The 17,350-nt window shown below is 68.5% G+C and carries 16 protein-coding genes and 1 tRNA gene; 6 read left to right on the forward strand and 11 right to left on the reverse strand.

Features of this window, described 5'->3' with window-relative positions:
* Positions 1–25: 25 nt before the first annotated feature.
* From ASF58_RS14290 to ASF58_RS14310, 5 genes are all read right to left on the reverse strand, one after another.
* Positions 26–802 carry an ABC transporter ATP-binding protein gene (locus ASF58_RS14290; RefSeq protein ID WP_055953836.1) on the reverse strand — a complete coding sequence of 259 codons (777 nt, stop codon included), beginning with the start codon at positions 800–802 and terminating at the stop codon, positions 26–28.
* Positions 799–1,803 (reverse strand): iron ABC transporter permease, encoded by a 1,005-nt coding sequence (locus ASF58_RS14295; protein WP_244477337.1) that lies wholly within the window; start codon positions 1,801–1,803, stop codon positions 799–801. Before ASF58_RS14295 ends, ASF58_RS14290 begins: the two co-directional genes overlap by 4 nt.
* A 53-nt stretch (positions 1,804–1,856) precedes the next feature.
* The gene (locus tag ASF58_RS14300) at positions 1,857–2,870 is read right to left on the reverse strand and encodes an iron ABC transporter substrate-binding protein (RefSeq protein ID WP_082513060.1); all 1,014 of its coding nucleotides are present in this window, start codon (positions 2,868–2,870) and stop codon (positions 1,857–1,859) included.
* A gap of 208 nt (positions 2,871–3,078) precedes the next feature.
* On the reverse strand, positions 3,079–3,447 hold the full coding sequence (locus ASF58_RS14305; protein WP_082513061.1) for an HU family DNA-binding protein: 369 nt from the start codon (positions 3,445–3,447) through the stop codon (positions 3,079–3,081).
* A gap of 130 nt (positions 3,448–3,577) precedes the next feature.
* Complete coding sequence (locus tag ASF58_RS14310) at positions 3,578–4,534, reverse strand: LysR family transcriptional regulator (protein ID WP_082513062.1); 957 nt, start codon at positions 4,532–4,534, stop codon at positions 3,578–3,580.
* Positions 4,535–4,940: 406 nt separating this feature from the next.
* Here ASF58_RS14310 and ASF58_RS14315 point away from each other — a divergent pair, with 406 nt between their 5' ends.
* The 6 genes from ASF58_RS14315 to ASF58_RS14340 all read left to right on the forward strand — a co-directional run bounded on the left by ASF58_RS14315 (position 4,941) and on the right by ASF58_RS14340 (position 9,548).
* Positions 4,941–5,456: a helix-turn-helix domain-containing protein gene (locus ASF58_RS14315; RefSeq protein WP_055953285.1), complete on the forward strand. Its 516-nt coding sequence runs from the start codon at positions 4,941–4,943 to the stop codon at positions 5,454–5,456.
* Position 5,457: 1 nt separating this feature from the next.
* Entirely contained in the window at positions 5,458–5,826 is a 369-nt protein-coding gene (locus tag ASF58_RS14320) for an antibiotic biosynthesis monooxygenase family protein (RefSeq protein ID WP_055953288.1), read from the forward strand.
* Positions 5,823–7,547 carry an FAD-dependent monooxygenase gene (locus ASF58_RS14325; protein WP_244477324.1) on the forward strand — a complete coding sequence of 575 codons (1,725 nt, stop codon included), beginning with the start codon at positions 5,823–5,825 and terminating at the stop codon, positions 7,545–7,547. The genes ASF58_RS14320 and ASF58_RS14325 overlap by 4 nt, the downstream gene beginning before the upstream one ends.
* A 344-nt stretch (positions 7,548–7,891) precedes the next feature.
* Positions 7,892–8,533, forward strand: coding sequence for a nitrile hydratase subunit alpha (gene nthA / locus ASF58_RS14330; RefSeq protein ID WP_055953291.1), 642 nt, complete (start codon positions 7,892–7,894; stop codon positions 8,531–8,533).
* Positions 8,530–9,207 (forward strand): nitrile hydratase subunit beta, encoded by a 678-nt coding sequence (gene nthB / locus ASF58_RS14335; protein WP_055953294.1) that lies wholly within the window; start codon positions 8,530–8,532, stop codon positions 9,205–9,207. Before nthA ends, nthB begins: the two co-directional genes overlap by 4 nt.
* Entirely contained in the window at positions 9,204–9,548 is a 345-nt protein-coding gene (locus ASF58_RS14340) for a nitrile hydratase accessory protein (protein ID WP_055953297.1), read from the forward strand. Before nthB ends, ASF58_RS14340 begins: the two co-directional genes overlap by 4 nt.
* Before the next feature lie 261 nt (positions 9,549–9,809).
* On the opposite strand, the gene ASF58_RS14345 is transcribed toward ASF58_RS14340, so the two are convergent.
* From ASF58_RS14345 to ASF58_RS14370, 6 genes are all read right to left on the reverse strand, one after another.
* Positions 9,810–10,901 (reverse strand): TRAP transporter substrate-binding protein, encoded by a 1,092-nt coding sequence (locus tag ASF58_RS14345; protein WP_055953301.1) that lies wholly within the window; start codon positions 10,899–10,901, stop codon positions 9,810–9,812.
* Between the two features lie 76 nt (positions 10,902–10,977).
* Entirely contained in the window at positions 10,978–12,861 is a 1,884-nt protein-coding gene (locus ASF58_RS14350) for a TRAP transporter large permease subunit (RefSeq protein ID WP_055953304.1), read from the reverse strand.
* 44 nt (positions 12,862–12,905) lie between these two features.
* Positions 12,906–13,544, reverse strand: a complete 639-nt coding sequence (locus ASF58_RS14355) for a TRAP transporter small permease subunit (RefSeq protein WP_244477325.1) — start codon at positions 13,542–13,544, stop codon at positions 12,906–12,908.
* Between the two features lie 116 nt (positions 13,545–13,660).
* Positions 13,661–14,869, reverse strand: coding sequence for a Na+/H+ antiporter NhaA (gene nhaA / locus ASF58_RS14360; RefSeq protein ID WP_055953310.1), 1,209 nt, complete (start codon positions 14,867–14,869; stop codon positions 13,661–13,663).
* 565 nt (positions 14,870–15,434) lie between these two features.
* Positions 15,435–15,526, reverse strand: a tRNA-Ser gene (locus ASF58_RS14365).
* A 173-nt stretch (positions 15,527–15,699) separates the two neighbouring features.
* A complete protein-coding gene (locus ASF58_RS14370; RefSeq protein ID WP_055953313.1) occupies positions 15,700–17,268 on the reverse strand; it encodes an AMP-binding protein in 1,569 nt (522 codons plus the stop codon).
* Between the last annotated feature and the right edge of the window lie 82 nt (positions 17,269–17,350).

The raw sequence follows: 17,350 nt of genomic DNA on the forward strand, positions 1-17,350 counted from the left end.
CTGCCGGCCCTGGAGATCCGCGCCCCTAATCCGGTAGGAGCGGGGCGCAGACGGCGTGCCCATGACCCGGCAGTGGTACCACCGCGACGGCGACGCCGTAGATGTGCGCCAGGGTTTCGGGCGTGATCGTCGCGGTCGGAGTTCCGAGGGCGAGGAGGCGGCCCTCGTGCAGCAGGGCCACGCGGTCGGCGCACAGGAAGGCGTGGTCCGGGTCGTGGGTCGAGAGGATGACGGTGATCCCGGCGCGCGACAGGCGCCGGATCTGGCCGAGCACCCGGGCCTGATTGCCGAAGTCGAGGCTGGCGGTGGGCTCATCCATCACGACGATCCGGGGCGCGCCGGCGAGCGCGCGCGCGATCAGCACCATCTGGCGCTCTCCGCCGCTGATCTCGGTATAGACCCGGTCCGCGAGGTGCCCGATCTCCAGGGTTTGGAGGACCGTTTCGGCCACGACATGATCGGCCGCGCCGGGACTCGCGAAGACGCCGAGCCGGCTGGCGCGCCCCATCAGGACGACGTCACGCACCCGGAACGGGAAGAATCCGCTCTGTGCCTGTGGGACGTAGCCGAGGCTCGCCGCCAGTCGCCGCCGGGACCAGCGGCCGATGTCTTCCCCGTCGAGGCAGATGCGGCCGCCGAGGGGCGGGAGAAGACCCAGGAGGGTCTTGAACAACGTGGTCTTGCCGCCGCCATTCGGACCGAGCAGGCACAGCACTTCGCCGGGCTCGACGGTGAGGGCGACGCCCGCGCCGATGCGACGGCGTCCGTAGCCGAAGGCGAGATCCTCGACGCTCAGCATCAGGCCCAGCCCCGCCGGCCGCTGGCAAGGAGCCAGAGGAAGAATGGCGCGCCGATGAGCGCGGTCAGGATGCCGAGCGGCACCTCGATCGGGGCGATGGTGCGCGCCACGAGGTCGACGGCGAGCAGGTAGCCCGCGCCGAGGACCAGGGAAGCCGGTAGCAGTCGGCGGAAATCCGGACCCACGAGCAGTCGGGCCACGTGCGGCACCAGGAGGCCGATCCATCCGATCACACCCGTCACCGACACCGACGCGGCGGTGACCAAGGTCGCGGCGGCGATCAGGACCGGACGCAGGACCCGGGTTTCGACCCCGAGGGCGCGGGCTTCCTCTTCCCCGAGACCCATCAGGTTCATGCGCCAGCGCAGGAGCACCAGGGGCACCAGACCGAGGCCGATGGCCGGCAGGATTGCGCCGACATCCCCTAAATTCACCGAAGCCAGGCTCCCGAGAAGCCAGTAGGTGATGGCCGGCAACTGGTTGTAGGGGTCCGCGAGGACCTTCAGGAGCGCAATGGCCGAGCCCAGCACGGCCCCGATGGCGACGCCGGCCAGGACCAGTGTCAGCACCGGGTCCTGCCCGCGCACCGCCGCGCCCACCGCGTAGACAGCAGCGACCGCCGTGAGGCCGCCCGCGAAGGCGAGCCCCTGGATCGCGCCCACGGGCAGGGCCAGGAAGATGCCGAGCACAGCCCCGAGGCTCGCCCCTGCCGAGACCCCGAGAATGTCCGGCGAGACCAGGGGATTTCGGAACAAACCCTGGTAGGTCGCCCCGGCGGCGGCGAGGCTGGCACCCACCACCAGGGCGGCGAGGACACGGGGCAGGCGGATCTGGAGGATGACCGTCTGCATCGCCGGGTCTGTCCGCGCGGGCAGGCCGAGGAGCCGGGCACCGAGGATCTCGATCACGTCGCTCAGGGGAACGGCGAAGCGTCCCGTGGCCAGTGCGAGGACCACCAGGATGAGGAGACCCAGCGTCGACACCAGGACGGGCCAGATCCGCACCCAGGCCTGGCGCCTTGCCCGCCCGGGCGGCGCAAGGATCTCGGTCTCATGCGTCACGGCTTCGGACCGGCGACGGCGCCAGAGAGCAGCGCCGCCACCTGCCCGTCATCGAGATCCACATGATAGAAGCGCCGGTAGAAGTCCCGCGTCGCCGCCTCCAGGCCGGTCGGGAACAGGTCCGGATAGAGCACCTGCGCCAGCCAACGGATGCCGATCAGGCGATTGGCCCCGGGCGGCGCATCGAACCAACCGAAGGGTAGCGCCGGCACCTGGTAGACCCGGCCCGTGCGCACGGCCCGGAGCCCGGACCAGAGCGCGTCTTGCGCGATCCCACGCCGAAAGCCGGCATCCTGGGTGAGGATCACGTCCGGGTCCCAAGCCAGCACCTGTTCCGGCGAGACGGTGGCGATCCCGCCGGGCCCCGCCGCAGCCGCGACGTTGCGGGCTCCGACGACACCGAGCAGCTCGACGTTGATCGATCCACCGAGTCCGGTCTCGAGTCCCTTCGGCCCGCGAGCGTAGTAGACACGGGGGCGCCGCTCCTCCGGCACCGTCGCGATGACCCGGGCCACATCCGCCACCGCGGCCTCGGACGCGCCCGCGAGGTCCGTCGCCGGCGCCTCCAGCCCGAGGAGAGCGCCGAGATTCCGATAACTCTCCGCGGTCTTCTCGAAATGCCCGTCCAGGAGCACGTAGGGAATTCCGGTCTGGGCCTGGACTCGATCCGCGAGGGACACGTAGGTCGGCGCCGTGCTGCCGACGTCGAGGATGAGATCTGGCTTCAGGCCGAGCACCGCCTCGACGTTCGCCGTTCCGCCGCGCCCGGTCAGGCGCCCCGTTGCGGGCAGGTCGCGGGTCGCGGGTGCGAGGTAAGCCTTTTCCTCCGCGGTTGGGCTGCGGATCCAGCCGACCATCCGGTCCGGCGCCAGGGTGTAGAGCAGGACGGAGGCCGGCGGGCCGGCCGCCAGGATGCGGGTGGGGCGCTCCGGAACCTCGACGGTCCGGCCGGCGGCATCGGTGAAAGGCCGCGCCTCGACCGGCCCGCTGAGACCGAACCCGACCAGCAAGGGAACGAGGCGAAGGGAGGCGCGAAGCGAACGACGACGCTCACCATGCGGACGTGGAAACGGGGCCGTGTTCACAGGAGAGCAATTCCCAGCCGAGCGGGTGTCCGCGTCAATGTAGTCGGTCCGACCGGCATCGCCTACGGACGGGATGTCCGAGCCCCGTGCAGGTCACGGAGCGACAGTGCCGCGCGCGCGACGGCGACGGACGCTAAGCCGCACGCGCTTGATCGGCGGTGCAGGCGGGCTGGAGTGACGATCTGACGACCGGGTCTCTCGTCCGGAGGATGATCGGCGCCACGGACCGACGCAGCTGCGCCGCGATCGTCCGGCTCGCCCGGAAGGAGATGATGCGCCTCTCTCCCACCAGGACCGGCTCCCCCGACGCCAGGTTTCGCCCCGGGCGCGGCGCGCGGGCAACCGTTGAGAAGACCCCGAGGCCCCGCAATTCGACCCGGTCATCGGCCGCGAGGGCTTCGGCGATCCGCGCCAGGATGGCGTTCACGACGGCGTCTACCGCCGCGCTTCCGAGATGTGGGTACTGCTCGGAGACGCGGGCGATCAGACCAGACTTGATCATGGCGGAAACTCAGCGCTTACGGGATATCGAGATGACGGCGCGGTTTCGCGTCTCTCTGCGTCGGTCGCAGAACCGGATCGCAGCGGCGGCATCGTTTCTCGGATCAATCCGGACACCGCACGCGCCCGTATCATCGAAGACTGTCCCGACGCGCGTCGACGGCGCAGGCGCGGGACGAATCCGCATTCCCGATCCGCCCATCCAGGGTTCGCGCCAATTGTCGACCGAGGCCCACCAGCGCGGCGACCATCGGCGTCGCCGGTTCGCGCTGCGGCACGACGAGGCCGATCGTGTGCGCGATATCCGGCTCGACGATCGGGATCGTGCGCAGGCCCGGCATCGGCCCGAGGGCGTCGGTCAGCGCGGCCGGCATGATGCTCGACCAGTGCAACGTGCGCACATGGCTCATCAGGACGATCATCGAATTCGACTCGAGGGTCGGCGCAGGGGCACTCCCCGAAGCGCGCAGTTGCTGATCGACAATGCGCCGGTTCTGCATGTCCGGCGTCAGCAGGCAGAGCGGCATCCGGCTCACCTCGGACCAGCTGATGCTCGTCCGACCGTCGTGCGTCCCGCCGGCCGCGGTAAGAAGCTGGTAGCGTTCCTGGAAGAGCGGGATCGCCGTGACCCGGCTCAGCGGCTCATGATCGAGATAGGTGAGACCGGCATCCGCCTCGAGATTCTCGATCAGGTCGAGGATGTTCGCCGACGTCGCCGACAGAACGCTCAGGCGCACGTCCGGGTAGCGCAGGTGGTAGGGCGTCGTCAGCGCCGCGATCATCGGGAGGACGGTCGGGATCGCGGCGATGCGCAGGTGTCCTGCCGGTCCCCGGCGCAGGGTCGCGACATCCTCGCGCATCGCTCGCGCATCGGCGACGATCCGCCGGGCCCAGGCCAGAACACGTTCGCCCTCCGGCGTGAATCCCTGGAACCGGGAGCCGCGCTGCACCAGGCGGGTACCGAGTTGATTCTCCAGGCTCTTCACACCAGCCGACAGGGTCTGCTGCGTAACGCAGCAAGCCTCCGCGGCGCGCCCGAAATGGTGCTCACGCGACAGGGCGAGGAGAAGGTCGAGTTTGTCGATCACGGGTCCAAGGAGGAAGCGTGGCGCCGTCAGGCCCCGAGACGACCGGTGGTATACATCCGATGCGTCGGGCTCAATAAGTCGCAGACTTCCGTTAAGGCTTCTACACGGGCATGATTTGTCGGAAGCCAGGAGGATGCCGGCACCGCCCTCTTCGCGGACTATGAGGAACCCACCGCGCCCGGTGCCAGGCAGGTCCGCCGTTGCTTAGGCAACACCGTCCCCGTGCAGCGACCTACGCCTCGGAGCGGCATGGGCCCAACGTTGTCCTCACCGGAACACCGTCATCGTCATCGTCGCGGAGGATCGCTCCGGCCAGCGAGGGCCCCCGTAGGCACCCCGACGCACGCTCAAATTGACAACATATTGTCCACTTGACGAATTCGGCCCAAACGCCATAACGTTGGACATGCGCCCCACCCGAACCAACGCCCCGTCAGACCCCACCCGCCTCCGGCGCGCCTGGACCAGCCTCGTCCTCGACATCTTCCGCCTGAACGGCGATCTCCTCGCCGCAGGAGACACCCTTGTGGGCGACCTCGGACTGACGAGCGCTCGCTGGCAGGTGCTGGGGGCCATCGCCCTTTCGCCGCTGCCGCTGCCGGTCGCCCACATCGCCCGCAACATGGGGCTGACCCGGCAGGCCGTGCAGCGCCTGGTGGACGACATGCGGCCGGATGGCCTGGTCCGCCTGGAGCCAAATCCGCATCACCGCCGCGCCATGCTGGTGGTGATGACGGAAGCCGGGGCGGCGGCCTATCGCGCGGCGAGCGCGCGACAGGAGCGCTGGGCCGACGCTCTCGCGTCAGGCCTTCCGGCCGAATCCTTCGAAGCGGCGAGTGAACTCCTGCGCGAGATGCAGCGACGTCTCGACGGGCCGCACGCACCGACCCCAGCAGCGCATCCGGCAACCGAAGGAGCCTGACATGCCGACATTCATCGAGATGGACCGGACCGTGACCCTGGCGGACCAGTTGAAGGACGAGGGCCACTCCGTCGTCCTGATCAACACCTTCGTCGTCCCACCCGCGGAGGCCGACGCCCTGCTCGCCGCCTGGACGGCCGACGCGGAGATTATGAAGCGGCAGCCCGGATTCGTGTCGACCCAGCTGCACCGCGGCATCGCGGGTAGCGGCACCTTCCTGAATTACGCCGTTTGGGACAGCGTCGCGGCATTCCGGGCAGCCTTCACCAATCCCGAGTTCCAGGCCCGTCTCGCCGACTATCCGGCGAGCGCGACAGCCAGCCCACACCTGTTCCGCACGGTCGCCGTTCCCGGCATCTGCGCAGCGTGAACCCCATCCTTCCCAACGACGAGGTCACCATGCGCCAGGACGCGAATGCCAAGCCCTACGATGCCGACGTCATCGTCGTCGGTGCCGGCCCCGTTGGCCTGGTTGCCGGCTGCGGCCTGCGCCACCACGGCGTGGATTGCCTGATCCTGGAAGAGCGGACCGAATTGCAGGCCTACTCGCGCGCCAACAACCTATGGGCGCGGCCACAGGAACTCCTGGCCGGCATCGGCCTCCGCGAGGCGCTCGCGGCGCAAGCCTACCCCATCCGCCTCGTCAACTTCTTCATCAACGGAACGCCGACCACGCCCATCGCGATCGATGACGTGGCCAGTCCGTACCCGCAGGTCCTCTACAGCGGACAGGACGTCATCGAGAAGACCTTGTCGGAGACGTTCGAGGGGCGCGGCGGGCGGCTGGCCCGGGGCCACAGGGTGACCGGCATCGCCCAGGACAGCGACGGCGTGACCCTCACACTTGGGAGGGGGGACGATGGTCCGGAACAGCACCTGCGCTGCCACTACGTCGTGGCCGCCGACGGCGCCAAGAGCACGGTGCGCCCCCTTCTCGACCTCGACTTCGAGCCTGAGCGATTCGAGGGGCGAATGAACCGGCAGGTCGATGCCCGGCTGTCCTGGCGTCGATCGCTGGAGCCCGACCAGCTTTGGTTCTTCTATTACGAGCGCGGCTTCTGCGGCGTGCTGCCGGTCTGGGGCGGCTACCATCGCCTCTTCTTCCTTGCGGACGATGCAGGCGTGCCCGACCGGGACCCGACCCTCGACGAGTTGCAAGCCCTGGCACGCGAGGTCACCGGAGACGAGACCCTCACGCTGACCGACCCACAATGGCTCACTCACAGCCGCTTCCAGTACGGCGTTTCGCCGGGCTACGGCCGCGGCCGGGTGTTCCTGGCCGGGGATGCCGGCCACCTGTCCCTGCCCATCGGCGGGCAGGGCATGAATGCCGGCCTGCACGACGGGGTCGAGATCGCCTGGCGGCTCGCCATGACGCTGCGAGGCGAGGCCGCGCCCGTCGTGCTGGACTCCTACGGCGTCGAGCGCGGCGGCGAACATGCCCGGCTCAGCGCGCAACAGGCGAAGGGCTTCCGCCGCACAGTCTATCGCGGCTCCCTGACGGATGCCGCACTCGGACTGGCGGCAAAGGCGATCCCGAGCCTCGGCGCCCTGCTCCAGGGAACGGACGACCTGCAGCAGATGAGCGTGCGCTATCCGGACAGTCCGCTGAACGAGGACCATCTCTCCGGGCCGACCCACCTGCTGCAACGCGGGCCGGCACCGGGCGAACGCGCGCCCGACGCCGAGGTGACGCATGCCGGGACGACGACCTCGCTGTTCCGGTTTCTCTACAATCCGGATGGTTGGACAACGGGTTGGGCGCTGCTCTGCTTCGACGGTCGCTCATCGGACGCAGGCCCTTCGCTGGCGGAGGCCATCAACGCCGTGTCGCCCTGGGGGCACCTCCGCCCGCGCCTCGTCCTGGCGGGCCCGTCTCGCGCCATAGGGGACGTGCCCATGCTGTCGGACCTCGACGGCAAGGCACACGGGGCTTACGGCCTGGAGGGCCGGCCGGGTGTCGTGCTGATCCGCCCGGACGGGCATATCGCCTTCCGCGCCGCGGCCGAGCGGCACGACCGGCTGGCTGCTTACTGTCACCGGATCTTCGGGACTGGTGCAGGTGTCTCGGGGTCGAGCGTCCAGGATTGAGCGGTTCGAACCGGTCGGAGCAATCCGGACCGGGACGCCGCGGGGTCGATGCGGCATCTGCGCGGGGAGGGCCCACGATCGTCCGTTCCGCGCACTGCGAGCGCGGACGGGTCCCGCTCCGCCGCGACCGCACGAGATGTGATCATGGCTGGCAGAATGCCGTCGTTCGGACGCATTCGGCCGGAGGAGCCGGATTCCGGACGTTGCCATCGCGTCCCTTGCCGCCCGGCGTCCGATCCGTCTGCGTCGTCGATGGTGACAGATCTTCCCGGGATACGCGCAGGGCTGGCGGCACGCATGACGCTCGCGGATTCAGCCCGTAAGGTGCGGCCTGGAGATTGAGCATGGCGCACCATCACGATCACGATGACCATCCGCACGGAACGCACCCGGCGAGTGAACTCTCGCCGATGGAGTTGCGGGTTCGTGCCCTCGAATCCATTCTCGTGGAGAAGGGCTACGTCGACCCGGCCGCCCTCGATGCGCTGATCGAGACCTACGAGACCCGAGTCGGACCTCATAACGGGGCCCGGGTGGTCGCACGGGCCTGGGTCGATCCCGGCTTTCGCGCCCGCCTGCTGGCGGATGCAACCCCGGCCATGCACGAACTCGGGGTCGGCGGGCGGGGCGGTGAGCATATGGTCGTCGTCGCCAACACGCCCGAGGAACACAACCTCGTCGTCTGCACCCTCTGCTCCTGCTATCCCTGGCCTGTGCTCGGCCTGCCGCCGGTCTGGTACAAGTCGCCTCCCTACCGCTCGCGCGCCGTGATCGCGCCGCGTGCCGTCCTGGCCGAATTCGGCCTGACGCTCCCGGCTGCCCAGCGCATCCGCGTGTGGGATTCCACCGCCGAGCTTCGCTACATGGTTCTGCCGATGCGCCCCGCTGGGACGGAGGAGCTGGACGAGCCCGCCCTCGCCGCCCTCGTCACCCGGGATTCCATGATCGGCACCGGCCTCCCGCTGACCGCGGAACGGATCGCATGAACGGGGGTCAGGATCTCGGCGGCATGCACGGCTTCGGTCCCGTCGCGCCGGAAAAGGACGAGCCGCGCTTCCATGCCGAATGGGAGAAGCGGGTGTTCGGCCTCGCGATGGCCATGGGTCTCTCCGGCACCTGGAACCTCGATGCGAGCCGGTCGGCCCGCGAAGCGCTGCCGCCGGGCGAGTACCTTACCTCCAGCTACTACGCGATCTGGCTCAAGGCCCTGGAACGCCAGGTTCAGCACCATGGCCTCGTCACGCCCGAGGAGCTGTCCACCTGCACGGCGTCAGCCCCGGCTGCCCCGGTCAAGCGCGTCCTTCGGGGTGAGGAGGTGGCGCTGCTCTTCGCGCGAGGCTTCCCGAGCGACCGGCCCGTTCCCGACCCGGCGCGCTTCTCGCTGGGTGACCGCGTCCGCGCCCGGCGCATCAATCCGGTCGGACACACGCGGCTGCCGCGCTACGTTCGAGGTCATATCGGTACCGTCGAGGCGGTGCATGGCGGCTTCGTCTTCCCCGACACGAACGCGCAACTTGCCGGCGAGGCGCCGCAATGGCTCTACACCGTCCGATTTTGCGGGCGTGACCTCTGGGGGGACCAGGCCGAACCCGGCCATAGCGTCTCGGTGAACGCCTTCGAGAGCTACCTGGAAGCCCTCGAACCGGAACGGATCGCATGAGCACCGATCGAATTCCCCTGGACGACGCCGCTGCCCCGGTCTTTGCGGAGCCCTGGGAGGCACAGGCCTTCGCCCTCGTGGTGGCGCTGCACGATCAGGGGCTGTTCGACTGGAGCGAGTGGGCAGAGGCGCTGGGGGCGCAGACGCGGCGAACCGGGCAGGCCGCGGACTATGCCGCCTGGCTCTCGACCCTCGAAAGCCTGCTCGCAGCACGCGGGGTCGCGCCGCCCGAGCTCCTCGCCGAGCGCCGAGCGGCCTTCGCCCGAGCCGCTGTCGCGACACCGCACGGCGAGCCGATTCTCCTGGCGAACGATCCGCTCTCAGTCGCCCTCCCGGGATGACGGCCCGAGGTGCTGCTGTTCCGGCCCCGCGCTTGGGCTCGCAGGCCGGGCGAGGCTGAAACGGAATGGTGTCCTGACGTCTGACGCAACCGCCGCAAGAGCCGGACGGGTACCTGAAGCGTCGTTCCAAATTCGAACCGCCCGATCGGCCGCCGTGATCTCGGCTCGTTCACTCGAGCGTCCCGCCTCCAGACTTGAGGACCACGGCTCGCGAGCATCCGGCCGGCGCGTCGCGGTGGACGCGTCGGCCAGACGCGCTGGTCAGTTCTTGGTCCGGTTCCGGATCATGAAGCCGTCATAGGTGTACTCCGCGACCTGGAACCAGAGATACTCCTCACCGCGGAACGCCCGCAGGCTGTCGATGCCTTTCTTGAAGTCCGGGTTCTTGGCGGAGATCTCGGCATAGACCTCGTTCGTCGCCTTCAGGGCCGCTTCCATGATCTCGTTGGAATAGGGCCGCAGCTGTGCTCCGGTGCCGATCAGGCGGCGCAGAGCGGCCGGATTCTTGGCATCGTACTTGGCCAGCATGTCGACATTGGCCGCCATGGCGGCCGCCTGAAGAACGGACTGATAGTTCTTGGGCAGGCTCTCCCACTTCGCCTTGTTGATGTAGAAGTGCAGGGTGAGCCCGCCCTCCCACCAACCGGGATAATAGTAGAACGGCGCAACCTTGTTGAAGCCGAGCTTCTCGTCGTCGTAGGGGCCGATCCATTCGGCGGCATCGATGGTTCCGCGCTCCAGCGCCGGGTAGATGTCGCCGCCCGCGACCTGCTGCGGCACCGCGCCGAGCTTGGCCATGACCTGTCCGGCGATGCCGGCGATGCGCATCTTCAGACCTTGCAGGTCGGCGACGGTCTTGACCTCCTTGCGGAACCAGCCGCCCATCTGCGTGCCGGTGTTGCCGCCGGGTAGCGCGTAGATGTTCTGCTTGGCCATGAACTCGTTGACGATCTCATTGCCGCCGCCGTGATAGAGCCAGGCGTTCTGCTGACGGCTGTTCAGCCCGAAGGGAACGGCAGCGCCGAGGGCGAAGCTCGGATCCTTGCCGACGTAGTAGTAGCCCGCCGTGTGGACCATCTCGACGGTCCCGTTGCTGACCGCATCCGCCGCCTGGAAGGTCCCGACGATTTCGCCCGCGGCAAAGGGCTGGATCACGAACTTGCCGTCCGTGGCGTCCGAGACGAACTTCGCGAGGACGTCGGCCGCGCCGTAGATCGTGTCGAGGGATTTCGGGAAGCCGGAGCTCAGGCGCCAGCGCACCTCGGGGGACGATTGGGCGATGGCGGGAGCGGCGACGCCGCCGGCCGCGACCGCACCGAGGCCGGCACGCTTCAGGAATTCGCGTCTCTTCATCGTTTCCTCCGTTCGTTTCTGGTTCGCACTCTGCGGAGGACGGCGCAGTCCTCCGGACGGGTCGGCCCGCGCGCGCTCACTCGATCTTCGGGGGGCCCAGATCGATCGGAGGCGCATCGTCGCCGGAGCCGGCTCCCAGCCCCTGCAGATTGTCGAGTTGCTGCTGGACAGCCGCCGGATCGACCTTGGTACCGCTCGACTTGTAGTGCGTGACCATGCCGGGGAAGAGGATCACCAGGGCGACCATGATGCACTGGATGATCACGAAGGGGATCGCCCCATAGTAGATCTGCCCGGTGGTGATGGGCTCCATGCGCTTGCCGGTGACGCGGTCGAGGTAGGGAACCTTGGCGGCGACCGAGCGCAGGTAGAACAGGGCGAAGCCGAAGGGCGGGTGCATGAAGCTCGTCTGCATATTCACCCCGAGCATCACGCCGAGCCAGATCAGGTCGATGCCGAGCTTGTCTGCCGCAGGCCCGATCAGCGGAATGATGATGAACGCCAACTCGAAGAAGTCGAGGAAGAAGGCCAGCAGGAAGATCAGGATGTTCACGAAGATCAGGAAGCCGATCTGGCCACCCGGAAGGCTGGTGAGCAGGTGCTCGACCCAGACGTGCCCGTTGACGCCGTAGAACGTCAGCGAGAACACGCGCGCCCCGATCAGGATGAACAGCACGAACGTCGAGAGCTTAGCGGTGGACTCCGTCGCCTGCTTCACGAGCGTGAAATTCAGACGTGCCGGGTTGCGGTCGAGGATCCGCTTGATCCCGGCGAGAATGAGCGATCCGACGGCACCCATGGCGCCCCCCTCGGTCGGGGTCGCGATGCCAATGAAGATCGTGCCCAGCACGAGGAAGATCAGCAGCAGGGGCGGCACCATGACGAAGGTGACCTGCTGCGCCATGCGCGAGATCAGGCGAAGCCCGGTCAGGCGCTCGACGATCCCGACGACCAGGGCGTAGAGCGCGCCGGCCGCGCCGAGCTCGGCCACCAGGCCCCAGGTGCCCGCCGCCGTCGCGCGCAGGTAGAGGCTGAGGCTCACGAGGCCTGCGGCGAGGAACACCGAGACGATGACGCGCTGCGCACCGAGGAAGCGGTTCATCACCGCGCAGACCAGCGCCACCACGGTCGCGATGCAGATCGTCAGGATGACGTAGTCCGCACCGGCCTTCATGCCGGTCTGAGCCATCACGGCGATGCCGATCACGGCGGAGAACAGCACCAGGATGCCGAGCTGCCAGACGCCCCGGGCGCCGTTCTCTTCGCGGTAGCCGATCGCGTCCTTGGGCAGGCCGGGCGCTGCCTTGGGCCAGATCAGCGTGACGAGGAGCACATAGCCGGCATACATCGCCGAGAGCACGAGCCCGGGCACGAACGCGCCCTCGTACATGTCGCCCACCGAGCGGCCGAGCTGGTCGGCCATGACGATCAGCACCAGGGAGGGCGGGATGATCTGCGCGAGCGTGCCGGAGGCCGCGATCACGCCCGTGGCGAGGCGCCGGTCATAGCCGTAGCGCAGCATGATCGGCAGCGAGATCAGGCCCATGGAGATCACGGAGGCCGCAACCACGCCGGTGGTGGCGGCGAGCAGCGCGCCGACGAAGATCACGGCGTAGGCGAGGCCGCCACGGATGGTCCCGAAGAGCTGGCCGATCGTGTCGAGCAAGTCCTCGGCCATGCCGGAGCGTTCGAGAACCAGTCCCATGAAGGTGAAGAACGGGACGGCCAGCAGCACCTCGTTCGACATCACCCCGAAGACCCGCTCCGGCAGCGCCTGCAGCAGCGGCCAGGACAGGGTGATCGTGTCCGGGGCGTAGGGCGCGAGTTCGACCGCCACCACGAAGAACAGCAGGCCGTTGGCGGCCAGCGCGAAGGCCACCGGGTATCCGAGCAGCAGGAACACGACGAGTGTCGCGAACATGATCGGCGCGAGGTTGTGGGCGATCAACTCGGCGAACATCGGACCTTGGTGGGTTCGAGGGCTGTGAAGGGCTTATGTCTGGCTCAGGCCTTGGGCGCCGGCTTCGGACCCGCCTTGGGATCGGCCGCGAAGGCTGTCTTCGCGGGCTCGCCCGCGAGTTCCGCCACGAGGCGCTCGGCCTCCGATTCGGCGGCAGCGTGATGACCGCCCGCGCTCGTCGTGTCCTCGATCCGGCCGGACAGGATGAGCAGGCGCTTGATCAGCTCGGAGAGCCACTGCAGCCCGAGCAGGACGAAGCCGACGAGGATCAACCCCTTGGCTGGCCAGATCAGCAATCCACCCGCGTTGGTGGAGACTTCGCCGGAATTATAAGAGTTCAGGAAGAACGGCACCACCAGCCAGATCATGACCGCAAGGAACGGCAGCAGGAAGAATAAGTGTCCAAACACGTCGACAAGGTCACGTCCGCGTTTCGACAGCCGGCTCGAAAGGATGTCGATGCGAATATGCTCGTTGTCCTTGAGGGTCCAGGCCGCGCACAGCATGAAGACGGCACCGAACAGGTACCATTGCAGCTCGAGCCACGCGTTCGAGGACGTGCCGAACAGCTTGCGCACGATCGCATTCAAGGTGGAGACGATGACCGCAGCCACGATCGCCCAGGCGGCGATCTTACCGATGCGCTCGTTGAGCACGTCGATCCAGCGGCTCAAGCGGAGCATGCGCATCCTCCTCACGGGGTCGTTATTCGACGCCCTTCCATGCTTCCTAGCGCGAAGCTCGGCCGAGATCAGCACACGATGAGAGATTTTACAGTCTTTGTTACAGTTGCGGGGCTCTAAGCAGGGGTCTCGTGCCGCTTCCCGGCAATCGCGATCCGATCGGCCTTGGACGCGAGGAGGAGGACGAGGGCACCGGCGACCATGCATGTACCCGAGCCGAGCAGGACACCGATCTTCACCTCGGCCTCGAGTTCGGGGCTGCTCGCAAAAGCCAGGAGGCCGACGAACAGGCTCATGGTGAAACCGACGCCGCACAGGAGCGACAAGCCGTAAACCTGCCACCAGCCCGCATGGGCGGGGCGCTGCGCCAGACCGAGCTTGACCGCTGCGAGGACCGCTCCGAACACGCCGGCCTGCTTGCCCAGAAACAATCCGAGCGCCACGCCCAGCGTGACCGGGTCGAGCAGCATCTGCGTGCTCATGCCCGCGAACGAGACACCGGCATTGGCAAAGCCGAACACCGGCAGCACCAGATAGGCGGACCACGGGTGGATGGCGTGCTCAAGCGTGTGCAGGGGCGAGATCGGATCGTCCGGCTCACCGAGACTGAGGCGCAGGGGGATCGTCAGGGCGAGGAGGACGCCCGCGATGGTGGCGTGAATGCCGGACTTGAGCACCAGGAACCACAGCACCGCCCCCAGGACCAGGTAGGGCGTCAGGCGTTTGACCCCGGCCCTGTTCATGCCGAACAGGACCGCGAAGACGGCGGCCGCTCCGCCGAGCATCGGCAGCGACAGGTCGGCGGTGTAGAACGCCGCGATGATGACGACCGCGCCGAGATCGTCGATGATGGCGAGCGCGGTCAGGAAGATCTTGAGCGAGACCGGGACGCGCGATCCCAGAAGGGCGAGTACACCCAGCGCGAAGGCGATGTCGGTGGCTGTCGGGATCGCCCAGCCGCGCAGGGTCTCGGGCGAGTGCCGGTTCACCGCGACGTAGACCAGCGCCGGGGCGAGCATGCCACCGAGGGCGGCGATGCCGGGAAGGAGCCGGTCCGGCCAGGTCCGCAGGCGTCCGTCGAGGACCTCGCGCTTGATCTCCAGGCCGACCAGCAGGAAGAATACCACCATCAGGCCGTCGTTGATCCAGTGCAGGATGCTGAGGCCGCCGACGTAGGTCTTGAGGGTGGAAAAGTACGCGTCGGACCAAGCGGAATTCGCGATCGCCAAGGCGAGGGCCGCGCTCGCCATCAGGATCATGCCGCCGCTGGCTTCACTCGTCAGGAAGCTGCGCAGGACCGAGACGGGGCGAAAGTGACGTGGCATGGTCGTGCGTCTCCGTCGCTGGCGGCCCGACCAGCGAAGAAGCCTGCGGATCCGATCTTCGGACCATGCACCCACGGGTTCTATGCCATCGGCAGGCCCGATCTCGCAACACGCTGCCTGGCGAACCGTCGGACGGATCGAGGCAGGCCGATCCGGCCGCGCGGTTCCTCGCACCGATCGAGATCCTGGAGAGCAGATGCCGATTCTCGTCGGATCGGCGAAGGCGCGCCCAGGCTGACCCCGGCAAAGGCCGCGTGGAGGCACCTCTCGGAAGCAGGTTTTCCGATCTTCCGGCGACCTTACCGCGCTAAGCACGGACCCTGTCCGGGCGACGGCGGCCGAGCCGCTGGCTCCGAAGCCTCGAGGCCGTGACAGGTCCATGACCCGGCGCATCCGATCCCTCGCGAAGGGCAGGGGCGGGACGCGCGTGGGAACAGCTGAGGATGGGAGCCCGAAGCGATGACGCCGCTGGCCGATCCGACAGGGTTCCATGACCAAAGCGGCGACGAGCCGGTCGCAGACGCGTCAGCAGCGTCGTCAGGAATTTGCAGGGCACCGAAGGGGATGGCGGAGACGGAGGGATTCGAACCCTCGATACCCCTTTCGGGGTATGCTCATTTAGCAAACGAGTGCCTTCAGCCGCTCGGCCACGTCTCCGCAGGCGGTCGATCTAGAATTTCGGATGGGGCGGGTCAAGCTGCGATTGGCGCGGCGGCCGGGAAATCGATGCCTTCCGGGCGGGCGTGCCGTCGGGGCCACAGGCCCGGTGGATGCCCCGGCACGGCTGATCCGGGCAGGGCGGGGCGGCCTCTCCCAGCCGCCGCGCCGTCTCAGGCGCTGGCACGGTCTTGGGAGCTGGCACGGTCTTGGGCGCTGGGGAGGCGCTTGCGCTGGACCTTGCCGTTGGCGGTCCGCGGCAGTGCGTCGAGGAAGCGGACTTCGCGGGGGCACTTGTAGGTCGCGAGCCGATCGAGGCACCAGGCCATGATATCGTCGGCGTCCATCACGACATCGGGCTTCGGGACGACGAAGGCGGTGATGACGCTGAGGTCGGCCCGAACCGCCATCTCCGCGACACCGACCTCGGCGACGCCGGGATGCTCGATCAGGACCCCCTCGATCTCGTTCGGCGAGACGCGGTAGCCGAACGCGTTCATGAGGTCGTCGTTGCGGCCGTGGAAGGTCAGGTAGCCCTCCGCATCGAGGCTCGCGAGGTCGCCACCCACGAACCACGCGCCGCGCATCACCGCGGCCTCCTCCTCGGGCCGGTTCCAGTAGCCCAGCATCAAGCCGGGCTCGGAGCGGTGGATGGCGAGGAGCCCGACCTCTCCCGGCGGCAGCGGATCCGCCGGCCCCTCGGCCGGCAGGATCGCGACGCGGCGCCCGGGCTGCGGCTTGCCGGGCGAGCCGGGGCGCACGGGAATCGTCGGGCCACTCGAGACGTAGGTCGAGCACTCGCTCATCCCGAGGGCTTCGTAGAGGGGCTTTCCGGTCGCCTCGGTCCAGGCTGCGAGGAGCTCGGGCGACAAGGCCTCCCCCGCCGTCACCCCGTGGCGCAGGGTGCCGAGATCGACGGCGCCGAGATCGGCATATTTCAGGATCTGGCGGTAGAGGCTCGGCACGGCGGCGAACAGCGTTGCCCGATGACGGGCGATCAGGGTCGGCCAGATCGCCGGATCGCGCGGCCCGTCGTAGAGCACCGCCGTGGCGCCGCAGGCCCAGGGATCGGTGATCCCGACGCCCAGCGTGTAGGTCCAGTTCATCGTACCCGCATGGAGCATGACGTCGTGCTCCGACAGGCCGAGCCAGTGCGCATGCATCGGCCGGCGCCCGCGGATGGCCCGATGGGCGTGCAGAACGCCCTTGGGCCGGCTCGTCGTCCCGGAGGTGTAGACCAGGGTCGCGGGATCCTCGGCCCGGGTGTCCGCGTAGTCGGGCAGTGCCGGGCCGGTCTTCATCGCGGCGATGTCGTCGGACCGGAGCAGGATGCGGTCCCCGAGTCCGGCCGGATCGATGGAATGGCCCGCCCCCACGACCACGACGGACGCGCCGGCATTCTCCATCAGGAACGCGGCCTCGGGCTCGGTCAGCTGAGGTGAGGAGGGCAGGGCCACGAGGCCGGCGGCCAGCGCGCCGAAGTAGACCAGCACGTAGTCCGCCTCGTTGCCCATGCGGATCATGACGCGCGCGCCGGGCGCGAGGCCGAGGGCGCGGAGCCCGGCGCCGATGCCCCGGACCGCCCGATCGACCTCGCCGAACGTCAGGCTGCGAACGTCGTCGCCGGCGCCCGCCATGATGAGCGCCGTCTTGTCGGCACGCAGGCGGGCATTCTCGGCAAGGCAGAAGCGCGCGCCGTTGAACGGCGGGGCCTCGGCGGCGGCGGCGAAGGATGAGGTCAAGCGCGGGCTCCGTGGCGACCCGCGCAAGGAAGCCGAAAGCGGGCGCCCCGACAAGGGCACCCGCTTCCCTGTTCCCGGCTTG

This window comes from Methylobacterium sp. Leaf125 (assembly GCF_001423085.1).
Taxonomy (GTDB): domain Bacteria; phylum Pseudomonadota; class Alphaproteobacteria; order Rhizobiales; family Beijerinckiaceae; genus Methylobacterium.

Excerpts from the sequence above, each read along its gene's own strand:
- ASF58_RS14340 (WP_055953297.1), top strand. The coding sequence starts at position 9,204 with ATGAGCACCGATCGAATTCCCCTGGACGACGCCGCTGCCCCGGTCTTT.
- nthB (WP_055953294.1), top strand. The coding sequence starts at position 8,530 with ATGAACGGGGGTCAGGATCTCGGCGGCATGCACGGCTTCGGTCCCGTC.
- nthA (WP_055953291.1), top strand. The coding sequence starts at position 7,892 with ATGGCGCACCATCACGATCACGATGACCATCCGCACGGAACGCACCCG.
- ASF58_RS14345 (WP_055953301.1), bottom strand. The coding sequence starts at position 10,901 with ATGAAGAGACGCGAATTCCTGAAGCGTGCCGGCCTCGGTGCGGTCGCG.
- ASF58_RS14315 (WP_055953285.1), top strand. The coding sequence starts at position 4,941 with ATGCGCCCCACCCGAACCAACGCCCCGTCAGACCCCACCCGCCTCCGG.
- ASF58_RS14320 (WP_055953288.1), top strand. The coding sequence starts at position 5,458 with ATGCCGACATTCATCGAGATGGACCGGACCGTGACCCTGGCGGACCAG.
- ASF58_RS14305 (WP_082513061.1), bottom strand. The coding sequence starts at position 3,447 with ATGATCAAGTCTGGTCTGATCGCCCGCGTCTCCGAGCAGTACCCACAT.
- ASF58_RS14355 (WP_244477325.1), bottom strand. The coding sequence starts at position 13,544 with ATGCTCCGCTTGAGCCGCTGGATCGACGTGCTCAACGAGCGCATCGGT.
- ASF58_RS14350 (WP_055953304.1), bottom strand. The coding sequence starts at position 12,861 with ATGTTCGCCGAGTTGATCGCCCACAACCTCGCGCCGATCATGTTCGCG.
- nhaA (WP_055953310.1), bottom strand. The coding sequence starts at position 14,869 with ATGCCACGTCACTTTCGCCCCGTCTCGGTCCTGCGCAGCTTCCTGACG.